22 protein-coding genes are annotated in these 20,306 nt (G+C 46.4%); 13 read left to right on the top strand and 9 right to left on the bottom strand.

Annotated elements, in window-relative coordinates; translation table 11 throughout:
* Positions 1-32: 32 nt before the first annotated feature.
* From trpD to ACO1PK_RS01390, 4 genes are all read right to left on the bottom strand, one after another.
* Entirely contained in the window at positions 33-1,073 is a 1,041-nt protein-coding gene (gene trpD, locus ACO1PK_RS01405; protein ID WP_423186904.1) for an anthranilate phosphoribosyltransferase, read from the bottom strand.
* Entirely contained in the window at positions 1,073-1,744 is a 672-nt protein-coding gene (locus ACO1PK_RS01400) for an aminodeoxychorismate/anthranilate synthase component II (RefSeq protein ID WP_423186903.1), read from the bottom strand. The genes trpD and ACO1PK_RS01400 overlap by 1 nt, the downstream gene beginning before the upstream one ends.
* Before the next feature lies 1 nt (position 1,745).
* A complete protein-coding gene (locus ACO1PK_RS01395) occupies positions 1,746-3,317 on the bottom strand; it encodes an anthranilate synthase component 1 (protein WP_423186902.1) in 1,572 nt (523 codons plus the stop codon).
* A 403-nt stretch (positions 3,318-3,720) separates the two neighbouring features.
* A complete protein-coding gene (locus ACO1PK_RS01390; protein ID WP_423186901.1) occupies positions 3,721-3,906 on the bottom strand; it encodes a DUF6435 family protein in 186 nt (61 codons plus the stop codon).
* Between the two features lie 171 nt (positions 3,907-4,077).
* On the opposite strand from ACO1PK_RS01390, the gene rnm reads away from it, so the two are divergent.
* The 5 genes from rnm to rluB are packed head-to-tail and all read left to right on the top strand — an operon-like array spanning position 4,078 to position 8,013.
* The gene (gene rnm, locus ACO1PK_RS01385) at positions 4,078-4,956 is read left to right on the top strand and encodes an RNase RNM (RefSeq protein WP_423186900.1); all 879 of its coding nucleotides are present in this window, start codon (positions 4,078-4,080) and stop codon (positions 4,954-4,956) included.
* A complete protein-coding gene (locus ACO1PK_RS01380) occupies positions 4,953-5,573 on the top strand; it encodes an L-threonylcarbamoyladenylate synthase (protein ID WP_423186899.1) in 621 nt (206 codons plus the stop codon). The genes rnm and ACO1PK_RS01380 overlap by 4 nt, the downstream gene beginning before the upstream one ends.
* A gap of 30 nt (positions 5,574-5,603) precedes the next feature.
* Positions 5,604-6,425: a segregation and condensation protein A gene (locus tag ACO1PK_RS01375; RefSeq protein ID WP_423186898.1), complete on the top strand. Its 822-nt coding sequence runs from the start codon at positions 5,604-5,606 to the stop codon at positions 6,423-6,425.
* Positions 6,425-7,021 carry an SMC-Scp complex subunit ScpB gene (gene scpB / locus ACO1PK_RS01370; RefSeq protein ID WP_423186897.1) on the top strand — a complete coding sequence of 199 codons (597 nt, stop codon included), beginning with the start codon at positions 6,425-6,427 and terminating at the stop codon, positions 7,019-7,021. Before ACO1PK_RS01375 ends, scpB begins: the two co-directional genes overlap by 1 nt.
* Positions 7,021-8,013 (top strand): 23S rRNA pseudouridine(2605) synthase RluB, encoded by a 993-nt coding sequence (gene rluB, locus ACO1PK_RS01365; RefSeq protein ID WP_423186896.1) that lies wholly within the window; start codon positions 7,021-7,023, stop codon positions 8,011-8,013. The genes scpB and rluB overlap by 1 nt, the downstream gene beginning before the upstream one ends.
* A gap of 95 nt (positions 8,014-8,108) precedes the next feature.
* Here rluB and ACO1PK_RS01360 read toward each other — a convergent pair whose 3' ends face one another.
* Positions 8,109-8,909, bottom strand: coding sequence for an SDR family NAD(P)-dependent oxidoreductase (locus tag ACO1PK_RS01360; RefSeq protein WP_423186895.1), 801 nt, complete (start codon positions 8,907-8,909; stop codon positions 8,109-8,111).
* Positions 8,910-9,061: 152 nt separating this feature from the next.
* The gene (locus ACO1PK_RS01355; RefSeq protein WP_423186894.1) at positions 9,062-9,805 is read right to left on the bottom strand and encodes a hypothetical protein; all 744 of its coding nucleotides are present in this window, start codon (positions 9,803-9,805) and stop codon (positions 9,062-9,064) included.
* A 132-nt stretch (positions 9,806-9,937) separates the two neighbouring features.
* Between ACO1PK_RS01355 and ACO1PK_RS01350 the strand changes: the two genes are divergently transcribed.
* Together ACO1PK_RS01350 and ACO1PK_RS01345 are read left to right on the top strand one after the other, a co-directional pair.
* A complete protein-coding gene (locus ACO1PK_RS01350; RefSeq protein WP_423186893.1) occupies positions 9,938-11,092 on the top strand; it encodes a sensor histidine kinase in 1,155 nt (384 codons plus the stop codon).
* Positions 11,070-11,729 carry a response regulator gene (locus ACO1PK_RS01345; RefSeq protein ID WP_423186892.1) on the top strand — a complete coding sequence of 220 codons (660 nt, stop codon included), beginning with the start codon at positions 11,070-11,072 and terminating at the stop codon, positions 11,727-11,729. The genes ACO1PK_RS01350 and ACO1PK_RS01345 overlap by 23 nt, the downstream gene beginning before the upstream one ends.
* A 95-nt stretch (positions 11,730-11,824) precedes the next feature.
* Here the strand turns inward: ACO1PK_RS01345 and galE are convergent, their stop codons facing one another.
* Together galE and ACO1PK_RS01335 are read right to left on the bottom strand one after the other, a co-directional pair.
* The gene (gene galE / locus ACO1PK_RS01340) at positions 11,825-12,844 is read right to left on the bottom strand and encodes a UDP-glucose 4-epimerase GalE (protein WP_423186891.1); all 1,020 of its coding nucleotides are present in this window, start codon (positions 12,842-12,844) and stop codon (positions 11,825-11,827) included.
* Positions 12,845-12,868: 24 nt separating this feature from the next.
* Positions 12,869-13,168 (bottom strand): YciI family protein, encoded by a 300-nt coding sequence (locus ACO1PK_RS01335; protein WP_423186890.1) that lies wholly within the window; start codon positions 13,166-13,168, stop codon positions 12,869-12,871.
* Positions 13,169-13,398: 230 nt separating this feature from the next.
* On the opposite strand from ACO1PK_RS01335, the gene ACO1PK_RS01330 reads away from it, so the two are divergent.
* Positions 13,399-14,811: a sodium-dependent transporter gene (locus ACO1PK_RS01330; RefSeq protein ID WP_423186889.1), complete on the top strand. Its 1,413-nt coding sequence runs from the start codon at positions 13,399-13,401 to the stop codon at positions 14,809-14,811.
* A gap of 97 nt (positions 14,812-14,908) precedes the next feature.
* Here ACO1PK_RS01330 and ACO1PK_RS01325 read toward each other — a convergent pair whose 3' ends face one another.
* Positions 14,909-17,281 (bottom strand): flagellar hook-length control protein FliK, encoded by a 2,373-nt coding sequence (locus ACO1PK_RS01325; RefSeq protein ID WP_423186888.1) that lies wholly within the window; start codon positions 17,279-17,281, stop codon positions 14,909-14,911.
* A gap of 171 nt (positions 17,282-17,452) precedes the next feature.
* Between ACO1PK_RS01325 and ccmA the strand changes: the two genes are divergently transcribed.
* From ccmA to ccmE, 5 genes are read left to right on the top strand one after another with little or no spacing between them, the layout of a single operon-like run.
* Complete coding sequence (gene ccmA, locus ACO1PK_RS01320; RefSeq protein WP_423186887.1) at positions 17,453-18,112, top strand: cytochrome c biogenesis heme-transporting ATPase CcmA; 660 nt, start codon at positions 17,453-17,455, stop codon at positions 18,110-18,112.
* Positions 18,106-18,771, top strand: coding sequence for a heme exporter protein CcmB (gene ccmB, locus ACO1PK_RS01315; protein WP_423186886.1), 666 nt, complete (start codon positions 18,106-18,108; stop codon positions 18,769-18,771). Before ccmA ends, ccmB begins: the two co-directional genes overlap by 7 nt.
* Position 18,772: 1 nt before the next feature.
* The gene (locus ACO1PK_RS01310) at positions 18,773-19,510 is read left to right on the top strand and encodes a heme ABC transporter permease (protein WP_423186885.1); all 738 of its coding nucleotides are present in this window, start codon (positions 18,773-18,775) and stop codon (positions 19,508-19,510) included.
* On the top strand, positions 19,507-19,803 hold the full coding sequence (gene ccmD, locus ACO1PK_RS01305; protein ID WP_423186884.1) for a heme exporter protein CcmD: 297 nt from the start codon (positions 19,507-19,509) through the stop codon (positions 19,801-19,803). Before ACO1PK_RS01310 ends, ccmD begins: the two co-directional genes overlap by 4 nt.
* Positions 19,803-20,306: a cytochrome c maturation protein CcmE gene (gene ccmE, locus ACO1PK_RS01300; RefSeq protein WP_423186883.1), complete on the top strand. Its 504-nt coding sequence runs from the start codon at positions 19,803-19,805 to the stop codon at positions 20,304-20,306. The genes ccmD and ccmE overlap by 1 nt, the downstream gene beginning before the upstream one ends.

Here is a 20,306-nt window from a genome sequence, read left to right as displayed (position 1 = left end):
CTTCGGGGCTAAAGCTTAGGGTTTCGATAACATCAGCCAAGGCTTAACTCCTTTAAAGTCTGTAGCGTGCTCAGTGCTTTGCCACTTTGTAATTGCTCTATTACGGCGCGCGTGTTCACTTTTAAATCGGCGCCTAAGCCAGCGATTTTCAGCATGGCCGCAACATTGATGGCCACAGCGTGTAAGTGGGCCTCTGGCGCGCTGCCGTCTAAGATGGCTAAGGTGGCCGCAGCATTTTCAGCGGGCTCGCCACCCGCTAGGGCGTTTAGTGGCTGTAATGCAACGCCAAAATCTGCCGGGCTTAGTGTAAACTCGGTAAGCTTGCCGTCTTTTAACTCGCAGACATAAGTATTACCATGCAGCGCAATTTCATCACAGCCGCTGCCGTGCACCACCCACGCAGCTTTAGTGCCTAATTGTTGTAACGCTTGCGCCATTAAGCGGCACAGCGCCGGATCATAAACGCCAAGTAATTGAAAATCGGGTCTGGCTGGGTTAATCAAGGGCCCAAGCAGGTTAAACAGGGTGCGGCTTTTTAAAGCGGTACGCACTGGCATGGCATGCTTAATACCGCTGTGATAGAGCGGCGCGAATAAAAAGCTGCAACCACTGCCTTGTAAGGTTTTCGCCGCTTGCGCTGGCGTTAATTGAATATTGATGCCCAGTTGCTCTAACAAATCGGCAGAACCCGAGCGAGAAGACACGCTGCGGTTACCATGTTTGGCCACCGGCAACCCCATACTCGCCGCCACAATAGCCGCGGTGGTGGAAATATTAATGGTATTACTGCCATCACCGCCCGTACCGCAGCAATCAATTGCGCCGCTTACGGTTACTGGGAAAGGCGTAGCCGCCGTTAATAGCGCACTTGCTGCGCCGGTTATTTCATCTGCCGTTTCGCCCCGTACTTTTAACGCCACCAATAACGCAGTCAGTAACACCGGATCAACTTCGCCATGCACTACAGCCGCGAAAAATTGCTCGCTTTGGGCTTGGCTTAATGGCTTGCCATTCAGTGCCTGTTGCACGAGGGAAAGTAAGCTGCTGTTGTGCTCTACAATGCTTTGATTCATCAGCTTTGGCTCCTTTTTGGGACGTTATCTAATTCTGCGCTTAGCAAGTACGCAATACTTTGCTTTAATAAAGGTTTACCTAAGGTCGTTAATATCGACTCTGGATGAAACTGAAACCCCAGCATTCGCTGTTGTTCATTAATCACAGCCATTGGGATATGCCGCTCGCGAGCAATTTCTGTTAAGCTAGCCGGTAGTGTTGTTGCCATTAATGAATGATAGCGCGCCACCGGAAAAGGTCTGGGTAAACCAGTAAACACAGGGTGCTCATCCAAGCTAATTGCCGAGGTTTTACCATGTACGGTCTCACCGGCGCGGCCGACCACTCCACCATAGTGTTCGACAATGGCTTGATGCCCCAAACAAATACCGAGCACAGGGTAAATACCCGCGCATAGCCTTAGCAGCGTTGGCATAGCACCGGCGTCGGCAGGTGCGCCAGGGCCAGGCGAGAGCACTAATAACACTGGGCCGGTTTCTTGTTGCATCTTGGCAAAAATATAGTCGGCTGGCACGGTATTGCGATAGAGTTTTAAGCTAAAGCCTAACTGGGCAAACTCATCCACCAAGTTATAGGTAAACGAGTCGATATTATCGAGCAGGTAAATGGTGGTGCCGGCTAATGTGTTCGCTACATCTGCTGCAGCTTGCTGTGCTTGTGGTGTAATCATTTTAGTAACCCGCTAATTGAATGGCTGTAATCACCGCTTGGGCTTTATTGCGCGTTTCCTCGGCTTCCAGTTTCGCCACCGAGTCAAACACCACCCCCGCGCCGGCTTGAATATAGGCTATGCCGTTTTCCACATAAGCTGAGCGGATCACGATACAGCTGTCAAAGTCACCATTGCCAGCTAAGTAACCCACGGCGCCGCCATAAGAGCCGCGCTTTTGGCCTTCAACCTGCCGGATCAGCTCTGCGGCTTTCACTTTCGGTGCACCCACTAAGGTGCCCATATTCATACAGGCTTGATAAGCATGCAGCGCATCCAAGTCGGGCTTTAACGTGCCTACCACCCGCGACACTAAATGCATAACATAAGAATAGCGATCGACTTTTAACAGCTCTTTGACATAACGGCTGCCCGGTACGCTGATACGCGCAACATCATTGCGGGCGAGATCAACCAGCATCAGATGTTCTGCTTTTTCTTTTTCGTCTTGCCGCAGTTCCAGCTCAATCCGACTATCCAAATCACGATCAATGCTGCCATCAGGCGCAAAACCGCGGCGGCGAGTGCCGGCGATGGGATAAATTTCGACTTGCCGATCGGCAGCCGCAAATTTAAGCGCTGATTCTGGCGAGGCACCAAACAAGCAAAACGCCGGATCCTGCAAATAAAACATATAAGGACTGGGATTAAGCTGTTTGAGCTTGGCGTAAGCTTGCAGCGGTTTAGGGCAGGGCAGTGAAAAACAGCGCGAAGGTACAACTTGGAAAATATCACCCGCCACAATATGCGCTTTTAAATTTTCTACCTGCTGCTCAAAGTCGCTATCACTAATATCGACAAGGATGTCTTGCTGAACGTTACTTTGACCTAAGGCTAAAGGTTGGCTTTGTGCTAAGCGCTGCTTTAGCTGCTCTAGGCGTTTGCCTATAACAAAGCAATTGGCCGCCGCGTCTTCACCACAAAACACATTCCCCACTAAGCGGCTTTGCTGGCGCTGATGATCAATGACCAGTGCGGTTTCGGCTAGATAAAACAAATAATCTGGACATTTATTGGCTTTGGCTGGCACCTCTGGCAAGTGTTCAATATTGGCCACCATATCGTAACCAATCACCCCCCCTAAAAAGATAGCAAAGGGTTCATCGCCCTGAGTACGTAAACTTTGCTGAATAATACGCAGTGCACTAAAAGGGTTGGCTTGCGTTAAGCGGCTGACTTCATCTAATAGCGCATCAGGACGGCTAAAGGTTGCGCAGAGTTGCGCTTCGCTTGGGCTTACCTTGGCTAAGTGCTGCAGTTTCTCGGCGATAAAGGGTAATAAGGCCAAACCATTATTGCTCAGTGCGCTAATCACCACCTGCTGGGCATTGCACTCAATGCGCAGTGCTGCATCAATAAGCATTAAGCTATTTACGCTGTTTTTACTGTCTATCTCGGCCGACTCAAGCAATAACGAGCAACTATCGGGCTTACAGACACTGGCATATGCGGCCAGTGCATCAGCTTGATAGGGCACCGGCAGAGCGATACTGGCGACTTCGCCTGGGGTATCGGTTATATGGCTGAAAATCATTTTAACAATTTTCCTTTTTTATTCAGTTGGTTAACGGTGTTGTTTTTGTCTCTCCGTTTACCCCAGAAACTGCGCCCAAAAAAAAGCCCGCTTCTTTGGGAAACGGGCTTAGGTAATTAAAGCGAATACAACGCCTACACACGCCCGTTGGGAATGTGCCACCACCAGTTGATCAGGTTGAAAGCGGTTGTAAATTGCATTGGATTTAAACACCTTAAATTAGACTGTTACATAAAACCGCGAAATTCGATTGACGTCAAGTGTATTTTTAATTTTTGAGATATAAAAACGTAAAGATGGCTATACGGCTGCTGTCGGTGGTGTCTTACTCGGGATAAAAATATGCTATTTTTACAGGCTGCACCGCAGTATGGCAGCCTGCAACTACACAATCAAAATAAGGCTAACTGTTTAAGCCTTGTTGTTGTTTTAACTCGGTAATTTTTTTCCAGATCTCTTCACTTTCCGCGGTTAAATCTGCAAATAAACGCATATCACCATTACGTTGGGCATGCATGGCTTGTTCCAGCTTAGCGTTATATTGCTTGCTGAGTTTTTTTAGCGGGTCAGGCTTTAACCATCCGAACATGTTTCACTCCTTTAAAATAGTCTTTTTAACCATACGTATTTAAACCAGACTTGGTTTTTCGAAAGTTGGACTTAATAGCGAGATAAGGTATACAAGTTAACACTGCGACTTGAAGTTGTTTGGGGAAACGGCAGATTGTGCGACAATGGCGGCCGATATTGAGGAAACCGCATGAAAATTGACTTGCATAGTCACACGAATCATTCTGATGGCATGTTAAGTGTCCCTGAGTTACTCAGCCGGGCACTTGAGTTTAAGTTGGATGTATTGGCTATTACCGATCACGATACCGTGAGTGCGCTGGCGGAAGCTGAGTGCTGGCTGCAAACCGAGAACGCGCCGTTAAAGCTAATTAAAGGCGTTGAGATATCGACCGCTTGGGCTGAATTTGAAATTCATATTGTGGGTTTAAATATTGATGCCAATTGCCCACAGTTGCTAAGCCGTCTGGCCAGTCAACAGCAGCGGCGGTTAGCGCGGGCAGAAGAAATTTCTCGTCGTCTGGCTAAGGCTAATATTCCAGGCGCGTTAGAAGCCGTGTTAGCCGAAACCGGCGAAGGCGCGATTACTCGAACCCATTTTGCCCGTTTTTTGGTAAAAACAGGCCGAGCTGCCAGCATGAACACCGTTTTTAAAAAATACTTGGCGCGCGGCAAAACCGGCTATGTGCCGAATAATTGGGTGGCAATGGCCGAAGCGATCCAGTGGATCCATGAGGCGGGCGGTCAAGCCGTGTTGGCGCATCCCCTTAAATACAAGCTGAATGGCAAATATTTAAAACGGCTGGTCAGTGATTTTGCGCTGGCCTGTGGCGATGCGATGGAAATTATCTCGCCGCAGCAAACCTTAGTGCAGCGCCGCGAGCTCTGGGCGCTGTGCCTGCAACATGGGCTAACTGCTTCTGTAGGTTCAGATTTTCATCAACCTACAACTTGGAATGAATTAGGAAAGCATCTATATTTACCTGAGGATGTTACCCCGATTTGGGCAAGCTGGGCCTTGTCGCCGCAGTCAGCCGAGACCACAACTTTACAAAGGCAAGTGCTATGAGCCAGTTTTTTCATATTCACCCAGAAACGCCACAACAGCGCCTGTTGAAACAAGCGGTGCAAATTATTCAACAAGGTGGCGTAGTGGTATATCCCACCGACAGTGGCTATGCACTGGGTTGTCATACCGGTGATAAAAATGCCCTAGAGCGTATTTTACGTATTCGGCAAATTAGCGGTGATCACCACTTTACCATGATGGTGCGTGATTTATCCGAGTTGTCGGTATATGCCAAGGTAGAAAATACCGCCTTTCGTTTAATCAAAAACAATACCCCTGGTGCATACACCTTTATTTTACGCGGCACCAAAGAAGTGCCACGACGCTTGTTAAACGAAAAGAAAAAAACCGTGGGTTTGCGTATTCCGGAAAATAAAATAGCGCTGGCGCTGTTAGCCGAGTTAGGCGAGCCTTTGCTGTCGACCAGTTTGGTGCTGCCAGGGCAACAGTTTGCCGAGTCTGATCCGGATGATGTGCGTCAGCAATTAGAAAAACAGGTTGATCTGATTTTACATGGTGGCATTATCGGCGAAGATCCAACGACTATCATTGATTTGTCTGAAGATAACCCAGTAGTGATTCGGGAAGGGCGTGGCGATGTGCGGCCTTTCCAATAAGCCTAAGCCTTGGCAACAGAGCCTTATTGCATGAGTGAGCCTGCCGCCAGTCTAACTATTCAACAGCCGTTGCCGCTGGCTTTTGTCCGCGGCGAAGCGGTGTTGGATCGACCGGAAGATCTCTATATCCCGCCTGATGCGTTAGAAATTCTACTGGATGCCTTTGAAGGCCCTTTGGATTTTCTGTTGTATCTTATTCGCCGCCATAAATTTGATTTGGTCGATTTACCGGTAAATGAAATTACCCTGCAATATATGGAATATATTAACCTGATGCAGGAGCTTAATTTTGAATTGGCGGCTGAATATCTGGTAATGGCGGCCATGTTGGCCGAGATTAAATCGCGTTTGTTGCTGCCACAATTAGGCAGTACTGATGCGGAAGAGTTAGATCCCCGAGCAGAGTTAGTGCGGCGTTTGCAAGAGTACGAAGTTTTTAAACAAGCGGCAACGGAGTTAGATGCGCTGCCAAGACAAGAGCGGGACTTTTTTCCAGCGAAAGCCAGTTTAGCGGATAATTTTAGTCCTTTGCTGATTTTTCCTGACGTTGAATTTGACGAGTTGCTCGCTGCGCTAAAAGACATTGTGAAGCGCGCCAATGCGTTGCAACACCATCATATCAAACGTGAGCATCTTTCTACCCGAGAGCGGATGAGCCGCATTCTTGATCTATTACAACAACGCCAGGGCTATCTGGAGTTTGCCGAATGCTTTGAGCTAAGCGAAGGGCGGGAAGGCGTCGTGGTGAGTTTTCTGGCGATATTAGAGCTGACCAAAGAGAAGTTGATAGTACTGACCCAAGTGGCAGCTTATGCACAAATCCATGTCAAATTCGCAATAAATGAGGCATAATGGCGCGCAAAATAAACGATGTGCAATTACTGCAGCTGCTTGAGGCCGCTATTTTTGCGGCAGACAAGCCCCTCAGCCGCACTGAACTACAAGCTACCGTATTAGATGAGTTTGCGGTTTCTAGCCGTAAACTTACGCAAATGTTGCAGCAATTACAGCAAGACTACAGTGCGCGTGGTATTCAGTTACTAGAAACGGCCAGTGGCTACCGTTTTCATACCCGTCCGGAATTTAGTGACGCCTTAGCCAAACTATGGCCAGAGCGTTCGCCCCGTTATTCGCGGGCAATTTTGGAAACCTTGGTGTTAATTGCTTATCGGCAGCCGATTACCCGTGGCGAAATTGAAGAAATTCGCGGTGTTACGGTCAGTACGCAAATTATCCGTACCCTGACCGAACGCGGTTGGGTAAAGGTGGTTGGACATAAAGAAGTCCCCGGTCGGCCAGGGCTTTATGCAACGACCGCCGCTTTTTTAGACTATTTTGGGTTAACCCATTTAACTGCGTTGCCACCCCTTACTGAGTTTCAAGCGATACTCAGTGAGAGTGTTGAGCAACAATTAACCACCGTCGAGATGACAGGAGAGCTCCATTAATGAGTGAAAAATTACAGAAAGTATTGGCCCGTGCCGGTGTAGGTTCGCGCCGCGAAATGGAAGACTGGATCAGCCGTGGTCGGGTTACCGTTGATGGTAAACCTGCCGTATTAGGGGATCGGGTTGAAACGACGCAGGCGATTCGAGTTGATGGCCATCCGGTGCAAATTGCCAGCGAAGAACAGCATATTTGCCGTGTGTTGGCGTACCACAAACCTGAAGGCGAAATTTGCTCGCGTACTGACCCAGAGGGCCGTCCCACCGTATTCTCACGTTTACCTAATATTAAAGGTGCGCGTTGGATTGCGATTGGTCGTTTAGATATTAACACCTCAGGCTTATTACTGTTTACCACTGACGGTGAGCTGGCGAACCGCTTAATGCATCCTAAGTTTGAAGTAGAGCGCGAGTATGCGGTACGGGTGTTTGGTGAGATTAACGATGCCATGATCCAGCGCTTGCGTACCGGTGTGGAACTGGAAGATGGCAAAGCCAACTTCAAGAAAATTAAAGCTTTACCGGGCGAGGGCATCAACCGTTGGTTCCATGTGGTACTGACGGAAGGCCGTAACCGTGAAGTGCGTCGTATGTGGGAATCGCAGGGCGCTGTAGTAAGCCGATTAATTCGGGTACGCTATGGCGATTTACTGTTACCAAAACACTTACCGGCGGGTGGTTATGCCGAGTATCCGCTGGATGAAGTAAATTACTTACGTAAATTAGTGCATTTAGGTGCGGAGAATGAAACCTTAGTGAAGGCGGAAGATCGTACCGAGCGTCGTCGCCGTTTAGCCAGTATGAAGCGAGCGGTACGCAAGCATCAAATTGCTGAGAAAACACCGGCCAAAGCAGAAGGCAAAGCTGCAAAGCCTGAGCGTCCAGCCAAGGCAGAAAAACGGCCCGCTAAACCAGATAACAACACTAGCAATGGCACCAAACCGGCGCGCAAGCCCGGGCACAAACCCAAACAACCTACCCGCCAACGCGGCTAATCATCCACACGTCTCCGGTACCGGCCCGACCAGTTTATCCACAGGTCTCCGGTACCGGTACGACCAGCCTAAATGCTAGGCTGTTCTTCAAGCTGCTAGCGAACTTTGCTTTTACGAATCAGCTTATACAATAATTCTGGTGAAACACGGCTTACTAGGGCTGCAAGCTTTTCTTTAAAACCGCCAATTACAATATAACTTTTACCGGCTTTAAGCGCTTTTAAGCTGGCTGCCGCGAATTGCTCTGCGGTCATGGCTTTCGCTTGTGCATCATCCATCTTGCCAAGCGCTTCACCATTGCCGGTTAACGCATTCATCGAGACGGCCGTTTTCACAAAGCCAGGAAACAACACCGCAACACGTATACCTTGTTCAAATAGCTCGGCTCGAACGCTATTGGCCCACAAATGTAATGCCGCTTTTGCGGCTGAATAACTGCCACGATATTGCGTTCCGACAAGTCCAGCAACACTAGACACAAAAACGAGTTGGCCAGTTTTTTGCTGTAGCATCACCGAGAGTACCCGGCGGCTTAGCGCAACTTGAGCGAAATAATCGATTTCCATAATTTTACGATCGGTTTCGCCAGTGGTGTCCATTACCAAGGCGCGTTGGCTGATTCCCGCGTTATTAATTAACCAGTCCAGTTTTCCGTAATGGTTGATTAGCTGGTCGAGTGCTTGTTGTTGCGCGTGTTCATCGCAAATATCCAGCGGCAGGATTAAATGTTTTGCTGGATTAGGCAATAACAGGCGGACACGCTCTAGCTCTGCGCTGCGTCTACCACTTAATACCACTGCTGCGCCCTCACTGGCGCACGCTTTGGCTAGCGCTTCTCCGATCCCCCCAGAGGCGCCCGTGATCCAGACTATTTTATCTTTTAGCGTTATTTTCATTGTTATTTTCATCAGCAGATAAAGAAGGCTGATGGTAGAGGATTGCGCCGGAGCTTGTCAAAATTGGATTTATTTACCGCAATCTATCCACAGCTCTCCGGTACCGGTAAGAGCTCAGACCGGTACCGGAGACGTATGGATAAGTCAGGGGGTTATGCGGTAACGTTAAATTTGCGTTGAAAATGCTTTTTGAATAGCTGTATTGCGAGTACGCCAAGTAAGGGAGCGATAACCCAGCTGGCAATTTGCCAATGTCCAGTAAGGATATCGGCTAAGATTTTTCTGCCGCCCGCAGCGAAAAATGCCGTATAAAGTGCGATACCACTGCCGATCATGTTGCCAAAGTGCTCGATTATCCATTGTCTTTTTTTGATCTGACGCTGCCAGATATAGCGCCATATGCCGATAGCCGAGAAGAAACTTACTGAAGAGAAAATCATAAACAGCGGGCTCTTGCTTTGCCAGCCAAGCCAAAATACATAAAAGCTAAAGCAGAATAATACGGCAACCGGCAACTGTAGTTGCCATCTTTGCAAAAGTTGCCGCTGATCTTTAGCTGCTAATACCTCATAAGCGTGGCGAATGGTGACCCAAGTTAAAATACTGAGTAAAAACAAGAAAGATGAAAACTGCCGACGAGCTGCAACAAAGGCATCTACTTTTGCAGCGGGTAACGGATTGCCACTGGTATAAACCGCAATAGGATCAAACAAGACCATTGCACTCATGACCATACCTGAGCCAGCAATAAATAACATGAAATAATAATAAATGCGGCCGCTAAAATTATGCAGTTTACTTCCTTTTTGGCTAATCACGGGCAACCAAAAAAGTAACAAACAAAGTGCACCAAAAAATATATGTAAATAAAGTAGTGAAGTGTGGATAAGTGCCATAACAAGGTCTCCTAATGAACTTGTTATAGAGTTTAAAAATAAGCTGACCATAGCACAGGTGCCAAAAGTCAGGAGATTTCAACATGACTTTTGGCCTATTGCAGTTTTCCAACAAAACCCCATAATGCTTTGATGAAATTAAAATTTCCTTTAGCAACACTTGCTGGCGTTATAACTTGGCTGCTGGTTGCGCTATTAACCCTTTATATTCTCTGGCAGTTGCCGGGGGAACAGCCTATTTTCAGCGTTAGTCTGCTGCTATTGTTGTTTGGGCTGTGTTTTATTCTGCTTACACAAGAAGAGCATCCACTCGGGGTAACCGGTCGCTATGGGCGTTATTTGCTCTGGTTACCCTTGGCTTGTGCCTTTGCATTATTATGGTTACTGCCTACTCGGCATTTCGATTACTTAGCGATCTTAACCATTATTTGGGTGTGTTTACTGCCTTACGTTATGTCACAGCAGCGAGCGTTTTTGCTCACGCTGCTGGTGGTGGCCAGTTGGTTTAGTCTGCAAGCGTGGCTAGATCAACGTAGTTTGTGGATTACGGCCAGCTTATATGCGGCTTTTCATTTTTTTGCAGTGATTATGCAAAGCGCAATCTTGGCTGAGCAAGAGGCAAAACAGGCGTTAGCGGCCAAAAACTTGGAGCTGCAAAGTGCCCAGCAATTATTATTAGCGGCGTCAAGAGAATCCGAGCGTTTAAGAATTGCTCGCGATTTACATGACTTATTGGGACATCATTTGACCGCGCTAACCATTCAATTGCAAGTAGCCAGTTACCAATCGACAGGCGATGCCAAACTACAGGTTGATAACAGTTTGCAGCTGGCAAGATTACTGTTAACGGATGTTCGAGAAGCCGTGAGTACACTGCGAGAGCCGACAGGTTTAAATTTACAGCAATTACTCAAACCCGTTTTTGCAGAGGCTACTTATGCTTTACAATTACATATCGAGATCCCGCCAGATTTGACAGTGGCTAACGTGTTGCAAGCGCAGCATCTCGTCATGATCGTCAGGGAAGCGATGAGTAATACGTTAAAACATGCTAAAGCCTCAACCTTTACAATCAGTGCTAAGTTACAAGCAACGTGTTTATCTTTGCGGCTTAGTGATAACGGCAAGTTAGCCCAGAGCTGGCAACCAGGCAATGGTTTAACCGGAATTAGAGAGCGAGTGGCTGAATGTGCAGGCGAAATAGAGATTGTCGAGCATAATGGGGCCTTGCTTTTACAAATCAGCTTACCAAGGGAATACACAAATGCTGAAAGTCTTACTGGTTGACGATCAAAAACTCATTCGTGATGGCATTCGTAGTTTGTTGGCTATTTCTGGAAAAGTCACTGTTGTTGCCGAAGCCGTGGATGGCAGTCAGGTCATTTCGTTAGCGGAAACGCATCAACCTGATGTGATTTTACTCGATCTTTCTATGCCTGTTATGGATGGTATTCAAACTTTACAAGCCCTGCAGCAAACAACCTTAGCCATCCCAGTATTGGTTTTGACGACCTTCGATGAACATGATTTAGTGCTGCAAAGTCTGCAAGCCGGTGCCAAAGGATTTTTATTAAAAGATGTTTGTTTAGAAACCTTGATTACCGCGATAACCATCTTGAGTCAAGGCGGCAGTTATTTTATGCCTAGTATTACCGAGCGTTTATTAAACCAAGTAAAGCAAACGCCAAAAAGTAGTTTTGCTAAACCTGCTGTTGTTGAAACGCTTACCGACAAAGAATTAGAAATTCTAGCATTAATGGCTGCAGGTTATAGCAACAAAGAAATCGCTCAGGCGCTATTTAAATCTGAGGGTACAGTTAAAAACCAATGTTCGACTATTTTGAGTAAATTAGGCGCACGTGACAGAACTCGGGCAGTGCTCCACGCGCTAGAGCTTGGTCTGATCACAGGTGGCTTTCGCTGACTTATCCACACGTCTCCGGTACCGGTAAGAGCTCAGGCCGGTACCGGAGACATGTGGATAAGTCTAGTTAGCGCAAGCCTGATTTGGTTGATAAGTTAGCTTTGGTAACCATTAGGGTTTTGGCTTTGCCAGCGCCAAGTATCACGCACCATATCTTCGAGTGTTTTTTCAGTTTGCCAGCCTAGCAGTGTTTTAGCTTTGCTAGGCTCAGCATAGCAACTGGCAATGTCCCCAGGCCGCCTTGCTGAGATCTTATAAGGTACAGCAACCTGATTTGTTGTGCTAAAAGCGTTAACCATATCTAGCACACTATAGCCTACGCCAGTGCCTAAATTAATCGCTTCGATCCCTTTATGCTGCTCCAAATATTCTAGGGCTTTCAAGTGTCCCAAGGCCAAATCGACTACATGAATATAATCACGCACTCCAGTACCATCTGGTGTAGGATAATCATTACCAAAAACCGAAAGCTGCTCGCGCTTTCCTACAGCAACTTGCGAGATAAAGGGCATTAAATTATTCGGGATACCATTGGGATCTTCGCCAATCTGGCCGCTACTATCGGCACCAACAGGGTTAAAATAACGCAGTAATGCAATAGACCAATCTGGCTCTGCTTTTACTAAGTCTTCTAAGATAAGCTCAATCATTAGCTTACTTTGCCCATAGGGGTTCGTTGCAGAGCGTGCTGAAGTTTCTTTTATAGGCACTTCTTTAGCATCACCATAAACCGTTGCAGAAGAGCTAAACACCAGTTTTTTAACATTAAAGTGGCGCATTACCCGGCAAAGCGTCACGGTGCCAGCAACGTTATTATCGTAGTAATGTAAGGGCAGTTCTGTTGATTCGCCTACCGCTTTTAACCCGGCAAAATGCACCACAGCGCTAATGCTGTATTGACTAAACACTGCGGTTAAGGCTGCTTGATCGCGAATATCACCGGTAATGGTGATAATTTTTTTTCCAGATAGCTGCTCAACTCTTTTTAACGCTTCAGGTGAGCTATTACTGTAGTTATCAAAGCTAATCACGTTATAACCGGCACGCACCAAACAAAGGGCAGTATGACTGCCAATATAGCCTGCACCGCCAGTCAATAAAACGTATTGGTTCATTGTGATAATCCCTTAAACAATTAATTATGGCAGAACTTTTTTATAAGGTTTTACGGTGGCTTTCTGATAAACCCCTGCTTGCCAGTAAGGGTCTGCAGCGGCCCATGCTTCGGCATCGGCTAGAGACGCAAATTCAGCAATCACTAAAGAGCCAGTAAACCCCGCTTCACCCGGTGTTTCTGAATCTATTGCCGGTAAAGGTCCCGCCATCACTAAACGTTGTTCGCTTTTTAGTTGTTCCAGACGAGCTAAATGTGCTGGGCGGGTTGCCAACCGTTTTTCCAGACTGTTTGCCGCATCTTCTGCATAAATCATATATAACATGTTAAAAACTCACCCTAAAAATGAGTTTGAACATTAGCAGATTTATCGGATAAAACCAATTAGCCTGATTAAGAATGCAGGTCGGGCTAGGATTTCTTTACACAGGCTGTTAGCATGCAGCTGACAACAATAAATTATAACTATAACAATTGCCCACCTTAGGTCGTCATAGCTCATTGAGTTAGCAGGTTAAGTTGCATGGGTAAATGATATCCAGGAGTCACGCAGTTATGAAACGTGAACAATTTAGCTCCAGCCTAGGTTTTATCTTGGCTGCTGCCGGTTCAGCGGTTGGTATTGGTAATTTGGTCGCCTTTCCGGTGATGGCCAGCAAAAACGGTGGGGCGGCTTTTCTTATTATGTACGCCTTTTTTGTATTCTTTATCTGTCTTCCCGTTATGTTAGCGGAGATGAGTCTTGGTCGGCATACGCGGCAAAATCCCTTAGGTGCTTACACGCAAATTGGCCAAAATCGCGCTTGGCGTGCTGTTGGTTGGCTATCGGTACTCACGCCTTTTATGATTGGCGTGTTTTATCTGGTTATTACCGTGTGGATTGCGGGGTATCTAGGTAAAGCGATGTTGGGGCAGCTTGATCAACTGGCTGATCCGGCGGGGTTTGATGCTTTTATCAACAGTAATGAGCTTTTTGTCTATATGGCAATCGTAGTAGCACTTACCTTTTTAATTTTACAAGGTGGGGTGAAAAAAGGCATTGAAAAAGCCACAACCATCCTAATGCCTGTGCTGTTTATAATGCTGATTTTATTGGTTCTTTATGTGCTAACTAAAGAAAATGCCATGCTTGGTGTAAAATTTTTCTTAGTGCCTGATTTTACTAAAATTACCGGTGAGGTGCTTAATGGTGCTCTGGCGCAGGCATTTTTCTCTCTCTCATTAGCCATGGGGATCTTGATCACTTACGGTTCCTATATTCAGAAACATGACAATATTGTCTCAGCCGGAAAAACAGTGGCTGGCCTATCATTATTGGTAGCTTGCTGTTCAGGGTTATTAATTTTACCTGCGGTATTTTCCTTTAATCCAAATATTGAAATTGCTGAGTTGTCTGAATCGAGCATTGGTATGATTTTTATGTTCTTACCAAAAATCTTTTTGGCTCTGCAAGCCGATATTGGTTATTTCGGTGCTTCTTTTATTGCTGCATTCTTTTTCTTGTTGGTGTTTTTTGCGGCAATGACGTCACTGGTTTCTATTATCGAAGTGCCTGTCGCTAGCGTTATGGATGGCAAAGGCGTCAGCAGACGTAAAGCACTATCGATTCTGGGGGGCGTGATGGTTGTATTAGCGATAGTATCAGCACTTTCCTTTGGGCGAGTTGATTTCCTTACTAATATGCTAAGTTACGGCGGGGAAGATAAATCCTTCTTCGCGATTATTCACGATATGTTCTACGAAACCATTTTACCGCTGAACGGTTTCTTTTTCTGTTTATTTGTGATTTATCGCTGGAAGAAGCAGAATTTGGATGCCGAAATTAGTGACGGTAACCAAACCTTTGCGGGTTCTGTTCTGCAGAAGTACGTTAATTTCTCGTTGGGTACCTTTATCCCAATCATCTTAGCCATTATTTTTGTGAATACCGTTTCAACCATCTATTTTGGTAAAAACCTGCTGTTTTAACTTATCCACACGACTCCGGTACAAGGTATAAGTTATCCACACGACTCCGGTACGTGTGGATAAACTGGTCGGGCCGGTACCGGAGACGGGGGATAAGTTAGGCTTTGGTGGAGATGAGGCTGGTGCGGCGATTGCCTAAGGTCTCAGGGATTTTGCCAAGCTGGCATTGTGTTTTGCTGACGTTTATACCTTGCGCCAAACAACGTTCGGTGAGAAGGGGTAAGAACTTTTCGGCTTGATGTAAAGCGTGCGGCTCATTGGTGTAAAATTGCAGTTGTACATCGCTCTCTTGCAGTTTTGCTACAGCCATAAGTTGCCCCATATTACCCAGATCAAATTTCATGGTCAGCTGCCAGTATTTATCCTTGGCATTTTTGTCTTTATTTTCTGCTGCTTTTTGTTCGATTAAAATTTGACTTAAACGGCTTTCTTGTTGCTGTTGCAATGCCAACGGAATTAACCAGTGTTGCTGCACACTCGCGGTATCGGCATTTTGTAATTGCGCTAATTGTAAAGCACTACTATGACTGCCAAGCGCTCGCAATAGCTCTTTGCTTTGTTGTGGATCTAACTGGCTAATAGTTTGTGCTAGGCGCTGCGCTGCGCTGTCTTTACTGGCGCTGAGGGGTTGTCTTAACAAATGCCCAAGTAATAGTTGAATTGCCACGGCTAAGGTGCCTGCGGCTGTTGCCATATTCGGTTGTGCTTGTAAGGGTTGGAACTGCAGCGAAGCTTGTAATTGTTCAACCACTTGAGTGGGTGATAGCAGTGTTTTACCGTCAGGTTGCGTTTGGCGCAGTAAGGCTAACATTTGTTGCACTGCAGCTGGCATTTCCGGCATGCTGCGTAAGGCTGCGGGCGTGCTGTCTAGCAGAGGCAGTAATTGTCGCCAAGCCAGTTGACTACTCTCTGTGGGCGTCGAATAACTTGGTTTTGCCTCAGCAATTTGCGCGACAAAAGGTATCGGCTTGATAAAGTCGCTGCTTGCTAAGCGAAGTTTTTGTTCGCTGTTAATCGGCTGAATACTCAGTTGCCAGCCTTGGGTGGCGCCGTTACTTTTGGCCGCTGCGTTATCAAGTGGCGGCAAAAGGCTTAAATGCAGCGATTTCGCGTCCATAGCTGGCAATTTTAAGGGCTCACCTGCAACTTGAGTAATGGTTTCGCCGCGCATTATACGTTGTTGTAACAAGAACAATTGTTTGGGATCTTGTAACAGCGCCGCTTGAGCCTTACTGAGTATGACCATGTGCGGTAGTTGTGTTAATACTTTAATGTCTAACTCGAGTATATCTGCCTGCGGTGCTTGCAATTGGATTTGTAAAGGTGTGTCGGTCGGTATGGAGAGCGCTTTGGCTAGTTCTAGTTTTACTGCACCTTGCGCCGTTTGCACAATGAGTTGAGCGTGTTGCAGCGAATTAAGCTGTAACTTAGCGAAATAGGCGGCGCCAGGTTGTAACTTGAGGTTGTTTGAATCTGCCGTAAGATTAACATTAACAAAGAGTTTATCTAAATTCACGGCTTTCATAAAATCCTCTTTTAGGCTGCTCAGTACCGCTTTAACGCTACTCGAGGCTTTGTTTAAGTTAGAGTCATCAATGTTCTGGTTATCCCGCAAGGAGGCCAACATCGCTGCCGTATCCGCTTTCGTTGTGCTGGTTTCCGTAGGGATAAGTTGGATGCTGGTCGCTAAGCTGGCATGGCTTAACAGGATATCTGGCAACATTTTTAGCGGCTGTACGAATAGTAGACCTGCACTGTTAGCCAATTGCGCTTGGGCAAACTGGGTAACAATGGGGGTTAATAAGGTTTGTAATTGCTGACGTTGCGCATTCGTTAAGGTAAAACTCACAGTACTTAGCTGCAATAAATTGGCCTTGGTTTGCAGCTGTTGCAGCAACGCGACCTGCTGATCTGGTTGCAGAAGTAACGGTTGAACTGTAGGCGGCAGACTTTGGTAGAGCTGAGATTGCGTTAGTTGCATTAAGTGCTGACTTGCTGCTAGTGTAACCAAGGTTTGCGGCAAAGTAACCAAGTTAACTTGCGCAGGCTGAGTGAGCTTATTTAGCTTAAAGGCCTCTCCAGCCAGCTGATTAATCGCTTCACCTTTGGCGAGTTGTTGTGCGAGTTGTGGTAGGTTATTCGCCTGCTGCAGAAATTGGGTTTGTGCTGGGCTGAGCGCGACGACTTGCGCAGTGCCCTGCCATTGCCTAACCTGAACCTTGAGATCACCCGTTGGCCGCTCACTAAAACTTAACTGTAGCGGTACTGCAGCAGGAAGAGGGAGCTGAGTTTTTAAGACGATAGATTGCACTGCAGTTTGATTTTGTAGCCACAATACGGCATCACCCTTGTTTGCAAGTTTTAATTGCGCCGGATAAAACTGATGCGCTGCAAGCATAATATTGCTTTGAGCCCTTGGCGGTATAACAGCGCTACCGGCAATAGGTTGTGAACGTTCCAAAGGCTGCATGAGCGTTCTGTGTCCTCTTTATTTACCTGAACTGTGCTGTAAGGCCAACTTGCCGACAATTTCTGCAATCAGCTGATCTGGATCACACTGCCGTTTCGGTTCTGATTCTTAATCGACCCACGCTGTGCTACTATGCGCCCAATTTTATCCGTCGTCGAGAGTCGGAGGCACGTGAATATAGTACAATCCCCTTTTGCTGATACTGCACCTATCTTGTTAAACGCTGAGGCTTTAAGCTGCGTCAAACAAGACCGCGTGTTGTTCGAACAGTTATCTTTGCAATTAACACCCGGTGAGCTTTTGCAAATTAAAGGCAAAAATGGTGCGGGTAAAAGCTCATTGTTACGGATTCTAGCGGGGTTAGCCCGACCAGATGAAGGGCAAATAGCCTATTTAACGCAACCGCTGCACTTAAATTTAGCAGAGTATGCCGCCAATTTGTGTTTTATTGGTCATCAAAGTGGTATTCATGACCAACTGACGGCCTTGGAGAATTTGCAATTCTGGCGAGCCGCTGCCGAGCTAGAGCCGCTAGACGATTATGCGCTGTTGGCGCATTTGGGGTTAGCTGGCTTGGAAGATATCCCTTGTAAAATGCTCTCTGCGGGCCAACAAAGACGGGTATCGTTAGCGAGGCTTTGGGCGACGAAAGCACAGATTTGGATTTTGGATGAGCCCTTCACGGCATTGGATCAGAGTGCTATTGCTAACTTACAGCAGCACTTTATCCGCCATTTACAACGAAATGGTGCCATCATTTTAACCACCCATCAGCCACTTACTATGCAATATCCTGCACTTAATACGTTGGAGATCCATTACCGATGGTAAAATTTGGCACTTTTCTCCAGCGTGAATTAAAGCTGTTAGCCAGACAAAAATCTGATTGGCTTAATCCTGTATTGTTTTTTATTATTGTACTAACGCTTTTCCCGCTCGGTGTTGGGCCAGAGCCTAATATGCTACGTACAATAGCACCAGGCATTGTCTGGATTGCAGCGTTACTCAGTGTGTTATTAGCAGCAGAGCGTTTATTCAAAGATGATTACCGAAATGGGGTGGTGGAGCAATTAGTGGCCACACGCCATGCTTTGTTATCTTTTGTGCTCGCGAAAATTATCAGTAATTGGCTAAGCACCGGTTTACCCTTGGTATTATTATCCCCTGTGGTCGCTTTACTGTTTAATATGGAGTTAGCATCCTTCCAAGCGATGGCCATCACATTATTATTGGGTACGCCGGTTTTGAGCTTGCTGAGCGTGCTGGGCGCAGCGATCACGGTTTCGGCCGATAAAGGCGGCATTTTGCTGGCGTTACTGATTTTGCCACTGTATATTCCGCTGTTAATTTTTGCTAGCTCAGCCATTGAGGCTGCCAGTATGGGACTCGAATATATTGGGCAACTTGCAATATTGCTGGCTATTGTATTGTTTTCATTAGCACTGGTGCCTATGGCGGTGAGTAGTGCGTTAAAAATTAATGTGAGCTGATATGTTTAAGTGGTTAGATCCTTTAGCAAAACCTGAAACGCTTTTTCATTTTTGTGGCAAGTTAACACCATGGCTGATGGCCTTGGCCATCTTTACTATGCTGCTGGGTAATATTTGGGGGCTTGCCTTTGCGCCGACTGATTATCAGCAAGGTGATAGCTACCGCATCATTTTCATTCATGTCCCTTCCGCTATTATGTCGATGGGCGCTTATATGGCGATGGCCATTGCTGCTTTTACTGCCTTAGTGTGGCAAATTAAAACGGCGCAATGGGCTGTATTGGCTATTGCACCCATTGGGGCTGTGTATACCGCCATCGCTTTGTTAACTGGCATGATCTGGGGTAAACCCATGTGGGGCGCTTGGTGGGTATGGGATGCCCGCTTAACTTCGCAACTTATTTTATTATTTTTATATCTCGGTGTTATTGCCCTACATGGCGCTTTTTCAGATCGGCAAACTGGCGCTAAAGTAGCCAGTCTGTTGGCTGTGATTGGCGTTATTAATTTGCCTATTATCCATTTCTCAGTTGAATGGTGGAATACCCTGCATCAAGGCGCCACTATCACCAAATTTGGCAAACCATCGATCGATCCCAGCATGTTATGGCCACTCCTCGTCAGCTTGTTATCTTACAAACTTTTACTTGCTGCTTTAGCCTGTTATCGCTTGCGTACGGCAATTTTAGAAAATGAACAGCATAGACCTTGGGTTAAACAATGGGTGTCGAAACAATGAATGGAACATTAACTCTATTTTTCCAATCACTTTTTAGCGTTAATATAGAGCTACCACAAAAGCTTTTCGGCATATTTCCGTTTTATTTTGCCAGTTTTACCGATTTTTTAGCGATGGCAACCAACGGGATCAGTTACAGTTTTTTTGTCTGGTTGTCTTATAGCTTAACTTATTTACTTTTAGTTTGTTTACTCGGCTGGAGCGTCTATCAGCAGCGCCAATTTAAACAACAAATGGCCGCTAAGCTGGCGCGAGAGCAAAGAGTGAAGCAGTATCAGGAGCAGCAAACCTAATGCAACCACGTCGTAAAAAACGCCTGTTTTCCATTTTGTTGGTGTTCAGTTTAATGGCAGGCGCCATTGGCGCCATGTTGTTTGCTTTACAACAAAATATCAATCTGTTTTACACGCCTGGTCAGTTGATTCAGGGGCTGGGCGAGGGAAAAATTAAACCGGATGTCGGGCAGCGATTACGGTTAGGTGGCATGGTAGTCCCTGGATCAGTTTCACGCGATAGCACTAGTTTGAAAGTTCGTTTTGATTTAACCGATGATTCCGGTGAAATTGCCACGGTGGAATTTGAAGGCATCTTGCCAGATTTGTTTCGTGAAGGTCAGGGGATCGTCGCGCAAGGGATTCTAAAAAGCGCAAACGTATTAGCCGCGACCGAAGTGTTAGCCAAACACGATGAGGAATATTTACCGCCAGAAATTGCTGAAGCGGTAAAAGGTATTCGTCATGTACCGCCTAGCTTGCAGCAACAACAAAACACCTCATCTAACAGTTACGGAGGCTAA

Source organism: Alishewanella sp. d11 (assembly GCF_049390205.1).
Lineage (GTDB): Bacteria > Pseudomonadota > Gammaproteobacteria > Enterobacterales > Alteromonadaceae > Alishewanella.
Note: the sequence above shows the minus strand (reverse complement) of the source record. Positions and strands in the feature narration are given on the sequence as shown.